The organism is Kitasatospora putterlickiae, from assembly GCF_039527695.1.
Classification (GTDB): domain Bacteria; phylum Actinomycetota; class Actinomycetes; order Streptomycetales; family Streptomycetaceae; genus Kitasatospora; species Kitasatospora putterlickiae.
On the sequence record NZ_BAAAKJ010000235.1, the window covers coordinates 13,927 to 22,286 of the forward strand.

An 8,360-nucleotide genomic window follows, 5' to 3' on the forward strand; every position below is an offset into this window, starting at 1 on the left:
CGGGCGTCGGTCACGGTGCTCCGTGGATCAGAACTCGGTGGTGACGGTGACGCCGCTGAAGTCGGTGGCGCCGTACAGGCTCAGGTAGCGGTAGCCCGCCGTGGGGTTGGTGACGGTGATGGACTGGGTGGTGCCGGCGGCCGTCGAGGCGGCGGTGTAGGCCTTCGGCGAGGCCCAGGTGTTGTCGTTGTAGTACAGGTACGCGGTGCCGGTGCCGCCGAGGGTGTTGACCTTCAGCGTGGTGGTCCCGGCCGGCAGGTAGACGTACAGGTAGTCGGTGCTGCCGGCGGTCGCGGCGCGGCCGGGCCGGGCGCAGTTGCGGGCCATCGCGTCGGTGCGCTGCTCGGTGCAGGTCGGCAGGCCGAGGGCGGTCGTGGTGACCGCGCCCTGCGTGGTGGCGATCCGGCCGGTGTCGTCGGTGGTGGTCAGCGCGACGGTGTACGCGCCGGGCGTGCCGTAGGTGTGGGTCGGGCTGCGCTCGTCCGAGTAGGTGCCGTCGCCGAAGTCCCAGCGGTAGCCGGTGATCCGGCCCGTGCCGGTCTGCACGGAGCGCTCGTTCATGCTGACGGTCGCGCCGTTCACCGTGGTGTCGAACAGGGAGGTCGGGCCGGTCGCGAGGCAGGCGCCGGCGACGCAGGCGTCGAGCCAGGCGTCGAAGTCGGCGTCGTAGGAGGTGCCGAGGTTGTTGTAGACCGCGTAGCCGCCGGTGTAGTCGGCGACGCGGAAGCGCTCCAGCATGGCCTGGACGTCGGCCGGGTGCTTCTCCAGCATGTACCGGACGGACAGGTAGCCCCACGGGTAGATGCGGGTCGAGTCCGCGTTCTCGTAGGTGTTCTGGAAGAGCGTGCTGAGCTTGTAGGTGTGCTTGGCCGCCTGGTTCATCGCGTCGACGTCGGTGGCGCCGCGGTGGGTGTACGAGACGTACTCGGCGAGGCCCTCGACCCACCACTTGTTCGGGACGGACGACTGGGTGTCGTAGTTGCCCTTCAGGTTGTAGATGCTGTCGAGGTAGTGGGCGTACTCGTGGTTGAGGTTCCACACCCGGGCGGGGTCGTTGACGTTCCAGGCCTTCTGGTACATCACGGTCACGGCCATCTTGTTCGGGTCGGTCGCGTCCATGACGGTCTGGCCGCCGTTGTCGGTGCCGTTGCCGTAGATCGCCGTCGAGTAGGTGGTGTAGTCGGCCTTGTTGGCGAAGATCCCGAAGGTGACGGTCTTGGCGTACTGGTTCGGGATGGGCCCGTTGTCCTTGGACACGCTGTGGAAGAGCGCGTCCTGCTTGCGCAGGCTCTCGCAGACGGTGGCCAGTTCGGCGGCCGACAGGGACTGGGCCTGGAGGATGCGGTTGTCGCAGACCAGCTGGTTCGGCAGGATCACCGAGATGAGCTTGTTGCGAAGGTCGCAGATGCCGTAGTACGAGCACTGGTTGTAGTTGAAGTACGCGGCCTGGCGGGCCGTGTACACGTACAGCTTCCCGAACGGCGAGAGCAGCGGCGCGGAGTCCAGCACCTTCTTGATCAGCGGCTTGGCCACGGCCTCGGCGGCGGGGCTCATCCCGGCGAACTTGGCCAGGTCGTTGCCCGCGTTGGTGTCGAGGACGGCGTGGGGGCCGCTGATCAGGTCCCGGTGGTTGACCGCGAAGTCGGCGAGCGAGTTGATCAGGGCCGGGTCGGCCGCGAGCGCCCGGACGAAGTCCTTGTTCCGGTAGCCTTCCCAGAGCGGGTAGTACAGCACCGAGTTGACCGCGCTGCGCATCTGCGGGAACTGGTTGTACGTGTTGTCGTACTCGTCCAGGATCCGCTTGTAGACGCCCAGGTAGCGGGCCTGGACGTTGGCGCTGTCGGTGAGCCACACCACCTCCTTGAGGATGCGGCCGTTGTTCTCGCTGACGTCGCGCCAGCGGGTGCCCGCGAAGAAGGTGTCCAGGGCGGCCGTGACGGCGTCGGTGAGCGCGGGGGTGTACGCGCCCGCCGCCGGGAAGTTGAACTGGATGTAGTAGCCCACCTGCAGGTACTTCACCAGCTGCGCGATGCCGGCCGTGTTGTCGCCGGAGTAGGTCGCCGCCACGTCCTTGAGGGCGGCCGCGACGGACAGCATCCGGGCCTGGTTGAAGATGCTCGCGTCGGCTCCGGCGCTCTGGTACAGCGAGTTGATGCACTCCGGGGTCGAGCTCTTGATGAAGGCGACGAGGTCGGCCCCGGTGAGGGCCGCGAAGTCGGCCGGGGTGCAGCTCTGCACGGCGAGGGACTTGAACTGGGCGGGGGCGGCCGCCTCGGCCGGCTCCTCCAGCAGGCTCGTCGCGCCGATCAGCGCCTGGTCGAGAGGCGCGGCGGGCTCGCCGGGTTCCTCGGACGCCGTCGTCGTGGTCGGGGCTTTGGGGGCGGCGGGTCCGACCGGACCGGCCGGGGCGGTCGTCGTGGTCGGGGCGGGGGCGGCGGCAGGGGAGGGCGCCGCGAGGGCCTGGGTCGGCAGCACGGCGGTGGCCGTGGCGCAACAGGCGACGACGCCTGCCGCGAGCATGGAGAGTCTGGTGCGCAGGAGCACGCCGAATCCTTCGTGAGTGGGGGCAGCCCGACGTGGGGTCGGGCTGAAGGAAGGAGATTTGGCGTGGATCCTGTCACCGACTGGTAATCAGAACAATGTCACAGGTTATATTGCATGAGTTTTTCGGCCATCTCGCCGCCCACGCCCCTCTCCGGGCGGCTGACCTGCGGCTCTCCCGGCCGAAGCGGCTCGGCGCGCGGGGCCCGAAGGGACATCGGGCCACCATCCGGACGACCGCACGAGGCCGCCGGGCCGCATGGACTGGCCGATCTGCGCCCCTGCGCACGGACGCCCGTGACGCCGACGGCGAGCGCCGGGGACGCGCGGGCCTGCCGCACCGGCCTGTGGCGCGGATCACATCCGGCGCTCCGATGAGTTCGGGCGCCGCCGCCGGTCTTAAGGGCATGACGAACACGGTGACGCCGCAGACCACCCCCGCCACCAAGGGCCCCGCCTCCTACTTCCCCTCCATCGAGAAGAAGTACGGGCAGCCGATCGCCCACTGGAAGGAGCTGATCCGCTCCTCCCCGCTGACCCGCCACACGGAACTGGTCGCCTGGCTGAAGGAGGAGCACGGGCTCGGCCACGGACACGCGAACGCCCTCGTCAAGCACACGCTCGACGAGGGCGGGAAGTAGCGGCCCCGGCGGGGCGCGGCCTCAGACGCCGAGGCCGCGCACCACCAGGTCGAGCAGCGCGAAGAAGAACAGCGAGATGCCGACGAAGCCGTTCGTCTGGAAGAACGCCCGGTTCAGCCGCGACAGGTCGTTCGGCTTGACGATGGTGTGCTCGTAGACGAAGGCGCCGGCCACCACCAGCAGACCGATCCAGAACGCGACGCCCGCGTCGGTGAGCACCGCGTACCAGCCGAGCAGCAGCGTGGTGACCACGTGACAGCCGCGCGCGCCGCGGATCGCGGCCGGGACGCCGAACCGCGCCGGCACCGAACGCACGCCGCCCGCCCGGTCCGAGGCGACGTCCTGGCAGGCGTAGATCAGGTCGAAGCCGCCGATCCAGACGCCGACCGCCGCGCCGAGCACGACCGCGTCCCAGGACCACGAGCCGGTGACGGCCAGCCAGGCGCCCACCGGGCCCATCGCCTGGGCCAGGCCCAGGATCGCCTGCGGGAAGTCGGTGAACCGCTTGCCGTACGGGTAGACGACCATCGGCACCACGGCGACCGGCGCGAGCGCCAGGCAGAGCGGGTTGAGCAGCGCGGCCGCGCCGAGGAAGACCACCAGGGCGACCGCCGAGCCCACGTACGCGGTCTTCAGCGACACCGCGCCGGTGACGAGTTCGCGCCCGGCCGTGCGCGGGTTGCGGGCGTCGATCTCCCGGTCGATGATCCGGTTGGCCGCCATGGCGAAGGTCCGCAGGCCCACCATGCACACCGTGACGATGAACAGCTCGCCCCAGTGCACCCGCCCGTCGGCCAGGAACATCGCGGTCAGCGCCGCGATGTAGGCGAACGGCAGGGCGAAGACCGAGTGCTCGATCATCACCAGCCGCAGGAAGGCCTTGACCTTGCCGGGCGGCACCTCGGGGAGCGCGGCGGCGGTGCTCACAGCCCGTACTCCTTCCAGCGCCGGTCCACCAGGGCGGCGGTCGCCGGGTCGGAGGTGACCATCTCGGGCCAGCCGCCGTCGCGGGTGTAGCCCTCCTCGGGCAGCTTGCGGGTCGCGTCGATGCCCGCCTTGCCGCCCCAGAACTGCTGGTAGGAGGCGTGGTCGAGGTGATCGACCGGCCCCTCCACCACGGTGAGGTCGCGGCTGTAGTCGACGTTGCCGAAGGCCCGCCAGGCGACCTCCTGGTAGTCGTGGACGTCGCAGTCGGCGTCCACCACGATGATCAGCTTGGTCAGCGACATCATGTGCGCGCCCCAGATGGCGTGCATGGTCTTCTGCGCGTGCTTCGGGTACTTCTTGTCGATCGAGACGATCACGCAGTTGTGGAAGCCGCCGGCCTCGGGCAGGTCGTAGTCGACGATGTCCGGGATGATGATCTTCAGCAGCGGCAGGAAGAAGCGCTCGGTGAACTTGCCCAGCGGGCCGTCCTCCGTCGGCGGGCGGCCGACCACGATGGACTGCAGGATCGGACGGCGGCGCATCGTCACGCAGTCGATCGTGAGCGCCGGGAACGGCTCCTGCGGCGTGTAGAAGCCGGTGTGGTCGCCGAACGGGCCCTCGGGCAGCAGCTCGCCCGGCTCCAGCCAGCCCTCCAGGACCACCTCGGCGTCGGCCGGGACCTGCAGCGGGACGGTCTTGCAGTCCACCATCTTCACCCGCTCGCCCGCGACGAAGCCGGCGAACAGGTACTCGTCGATGTCGCCCGGCAGCGGCGCGGTGGCCGCGTAGGTGACGGCCGGCGGGCAGCCGAAGGCGATCGCGACCGGCAGCCGCTCACCGCGCTTGGCGGCCACCGCGGCGTGGTTGCGGCTGTCCTTGTGGATCTGCCAGTGCATGCCGATGGTGCGGCGGTCGTGCCGCTGCAGCCGGTACAGGCCGAGGTTGCGGATGCCGGTGTCCGGGTCCTTGGTGTGGGTGAGGCCCAGGTTGAAGAAGGAGCCGCCGTCCAGCGGCCAGGTGAACAGCGCCGGCAGCTCGTCCAGGTTGACGTCCTCGCCGGTGAGCACCACCTCGTGCACGGGCGCGTCGCCGGACTTCACGTTCTTCGGCGGCACGTGGGCCATCGAGGCCAGCTTGCCGAAGGCGTCCCGGAAGCCGGTGAAGCCCTGTGGCAGCTCCGGCTTCAGCAGGCCGGAGATCTTGTCGCCGATCTCCTCCGGGCCCTTGAGGCCCAGCGCCTTGGCGAGCCGGCGCTCGGTGCCGAAGACGTTCATCGCCAGCGGCATCGTGGAGCCCTTGACGTTCTCGAACAGCAGGGCCGGGCCCTTGGCCTTCTGCACACGGTCGACGATCTCGCCGATCTCCAGATGGGGGTCCACCTCCGCCTTGATGCGCTTGAGGTCGCCTTCGCGGTCGAGGGCCCGCAGGAACGAGCGGAGATCGTCGTATGCCATGCCAGCCAGTATCCGCCACCCGCTAGCCTGGCCTGTGTCAAGGGCCCCCTTGACGCGGTTTACCGCCAGCGGCCGCCGCGCCGGGGGGCCGGACCGCCACCGACGCCGCCCGGGGGAGATCGCCGCCGTGCTGAGGATCCTGACCATCGTGCTCCCGCTCGCCCTGTGGGTGTGGGCCTTCATCGACTGCCTGACCACGCCCGAGGAGGAGGTGAAGCACCTCCCCAAGGTGGTCTGGGTGATCATCGTGCTGCTCTTCCCGCTCGTCGGCTCGATCGCCTGGCTGGCGGCCGGCAAGCGGCGCGGGGTGCGCACCGCCCCGGCCGGCGGCCACGGCGCGGGCGGCCCGGCGCACGACCGCCGGCGCGACGGCCGCCCGCTCGCCCCGGACGACGACCCCGAGTTCCTCGCCTCGTTGAAGAAGCACGACAACGAGCACGAGGACATGCTCAAGCAGTGGGAGGCGGATCTTCGCCGCCGCGAGAACGAGCTGCGCGGCAAGGAGGACCCGGACGAGGAGCGGCGGGCCTGACCCGCGTCGCCCGGACAGCCCACCCGGCATCCACCGGGTGGGCTGCGGTGTTTTTGGCGCATCCCTACGACTGGCAGGGCACCGCCGGCTCATGGGCACGGCCTTCCCCGGCGCACCGGGCGCCCCTTGAGCAACCCTTGAGCCGGCCCCGGATGAATTCACCGAAACAGCCCTGACCTGCATGTTTCCTCATGTTCAGCTCACCCGGCGGCCATCCTGCCGACAGCCCGGGGTAATCGAACGGCTACCCGCCGCGCGGGCCGAAACGCTTCGGTTTCTGTGCAGCCCTGACATCTAAACGGACGCGACCTTGTACGGAATCGACGCCGAAACCAGCGTGCGGCCCCTCGTACAGTCATAAGTGAAGAAGTGATTCGCAGCCGGGGGCATCGCAGACGTTGGCTGTCGGACAGTTCCCTCACCTTTGGAGTGGTTCGAGATGACGGTTGTGCACCAGGCGCCGGTCGACGACGACGCCTCCCCCGAAGCACCCGCGGACGTGCGGGGCAGGGTCGCGGAGCTGCACGAACTGCGCGAGCAGGTCCGCCGCGGTCCGAGCGAGAAGGCCACCGAGGCCCAGCACGCCAAGGGCAAGCTGACCGCGCGCGAGCGCATCGACCTGCTGCTCGACGAGGGCTCGTTCCGCGAGGTCGAGCCGCTGCGCCGGCACCGCGCCCAGGGCTTCGGCCTGGAGGCGAAGAAGCCGCACACCGACGGCGTCGTCGTCGGCTGGGGCACCGTGCACGGCCGGACGGTCTTCACCTACGCCCACGACTTCCGGATCTTCGGCGGCGCGCTCGGCGAGGCCCACGCCCAGAAGATCCACAAGATCATGGACATGGCCATCGCGGCCGGTGCCCCGCTGGTCTCACTCAACGACGGCGCCGGCGCCCGCATCCAGGAGGGCGTCACCGCGCTGGCCGGCTACGGCGGCATCTTCCAGCGCAACACCAAGGCCTCCGGCGTCATCCCGCAGATCTCCGTGATGCTCGGCCCGTGCGCCGGCGGCGCGGCCTACTCGCCGGCCCTCACCGACTTCGTCTTCATGGTCCGCGAGACCTCGCAGATGTTCATCACCGGCCCGGACGTCGTCCAGGCCGTCACCGGCGAGAAGATCAGCCAGAACGGGCTCGGCGGCGCCGACGTGCACGCCGGGGTCTCCGGCGTCTCGCACTTCGTCTACGACGACGAGCAGTCCTGCATCGAGGAGGTCCGCTACCTCCTGTCGCTGCTGCCGCAGAACAACCGCGAGATGCCGCCGGCCGCCGTCAACGACGACCCGGTGGACCGCCGCAACGACTCGCTGCTCGACCTGGTGCCGGCCGACGGAAACCGGCCGTACGACATGCGCAAGGTGATCGAGGAGATCGTCGACCACGGCGAGTACCTGGAGGTCCACGAGCGCTGGGCCACCAACGTGCTCTGCGTGCTCGCCCGGATCGACGGCCACGTCACCGGCATCATCGCCAACCAGCCGCAGTCGCTGGCCGGCGTCCTGGACATCAACGCCAGCGAGAAGGCCGCGCGCTTCGTCCAGATGTGCGACGCCTTCAACATCCCGCTGGTCACCATGCTCGACGTCCCCGGCTTCCTGCCCGGCGTCGACCAGGAGCACGACGGCATCATCCGGCACGGCGCGAAGCTCCTCTACGCCTACTGCAACGCGACCGTGCCGCGGATCCAGCTGATCCTGCGCAAGGCCTACGGCGGCGCCTACATCGTCATGGACTCGCGCTCGATCGGCGCCGACCTCTCGTTCGCCTGGCCGACCAACGAGATCGCCGTGATGGGCGCCGAGGGCGCCGCCAACGTCATCTTCCGCCGGGACATCAACGCCGCCGACGACCCGGACGCGATGCGCGCCCAGAAGATCAAGGAATACAAGAGCGAACTGATGCACCCGTACTACGCGGCCGAGCGCGGCCTCGTGGACGACGTCATCGACCCCGCCGAGACCCGCCAGGTCCTGGCGTCCTCGCTGGCCATGCTGCGCACCAAGCACGCGGACCTGCCGAGCCGCAAGCACGGCAACCCGCCGATGTAGCGGCAGCGCCGCCCGGCCGGGCACCGTACCGCCGGGCACGCCGACGACGACCACACACCACCATCCGCCGGGAGAAGACCGGACCATGACCGCTTCCGCCGAACCACTCGTCCGCATCGTCCGCGGCTCGCTCACCGACGAGGAGCTCGCCGCCCTGACCGCCGTGCTGATGGCCCGCGCCGCGGCCGCCCAGCAGGCGGCGGCAGGGTGTTGGCCGCGTT

General features: G+C 70.0%; 7 protein-coding genes. 4 read left to right on the forward strand and 3 right to left on the reverse strand.

All coding sequences use genetic code 11. From position 1 onward, the window contains the following. Positions 1-27 precede the first annotated feature (27 nt). Complete coding sequence (locus ABD308_RS23500; RefSeq protein ID WP_344338278.1) at positions 28-2,544, reverse strand: collagenase; 2,517 nt, start codon at positions 2,542-2,544, stop codon at positions 28-30. A 404-nt stretch (positions 2,545-2,948) separates the two neighbouring features. On the opposite strand from ABD308_RS23500, the gene ABD308_RS23505 reads away from it, so the two are divergent. Next, positions 2,949-3,182 carry a DUF4287 domain-containing protein gene (locus ABD308_RS23505; protein ID WP_344338280.1) on the forward strand — a complete coding sequence of 78 codons (234 nt, stop codon included), beginning with the start codon at positions 2,949-2,951 and terminating at the stop codon, positions 3,180-3,182. Between the two features lie 21 nt (positions 3,183-3,203). On the opposite strand, the gene mqnP is transcribed toward ABD308_RS23505, so the two are convergent. Next, positions 3,204-4,109, reverse strand: coding sequence for a menaquinone biosynthesis prenyltransferase MqnP (mqnP, locus tag ABD308_RS23510; protein WP_344338282.1), 906 nt, complete (start codon positions 4,107-4,109; stop codon positions 3,204-3,206). Then, positions 4,106-5,563 (reverse strand): menaquinone biosynthesis decarboxylase, encoded by a 1,458-nt coding sequence (locus ABD308_RS23515; RefSeq protein ID WP_344338284.1) that lies wholly within the window; start codon positions 5,561-5,563, stop codon positions 4,106-4,108. The genes mqnP and ABD308_RS23515 overlap by 4 nt, the downstream gene beginning before the upstream one ends. 127 nt (positions 5,564-5,690) lie before the next feature. Between ABD308_RS23515 and ABD308_RS23520 the strand changes: the two genes are divergently transcribed. From ABD308_RS23520 to ABD308_RS39755, 3 genes are all read left to right on the forward strand, one after another. Further along, complete coding sequence (locus tag ABD308_RS23520) at positions 5,691-6,095, forward strand: PLD nuclease N-terminal domain-containing protein (RefSeq protein WP_344338286.1); 405 nt, start codon at positions 5,691-5,693, stop codon at positions 6,093-6,095. Positions 6,096-6,534: 439 nt separating this feature from the next. Next, complete coding sequence (locus ABD308_RS23525) at positions 6,535-8,139, forward strand: acyl-CoA carboxylase subunit beta (RefSeq protein WP_344338288.1); 1,605 nt, start codon at positions 6,535-6,537, stop codon at positions 8,137-8,139. Positions 8,140-8,224: 85 nt separating this feature from the next. Continuing rightward, positions 8,225-8,360: acyl-CoA carboxylase subunit epsilon (locus ABD308_RS39755; protein WP_425554835.1), on the forward strand; the 136-nt coding region annotated here is incomplete at its 3' end.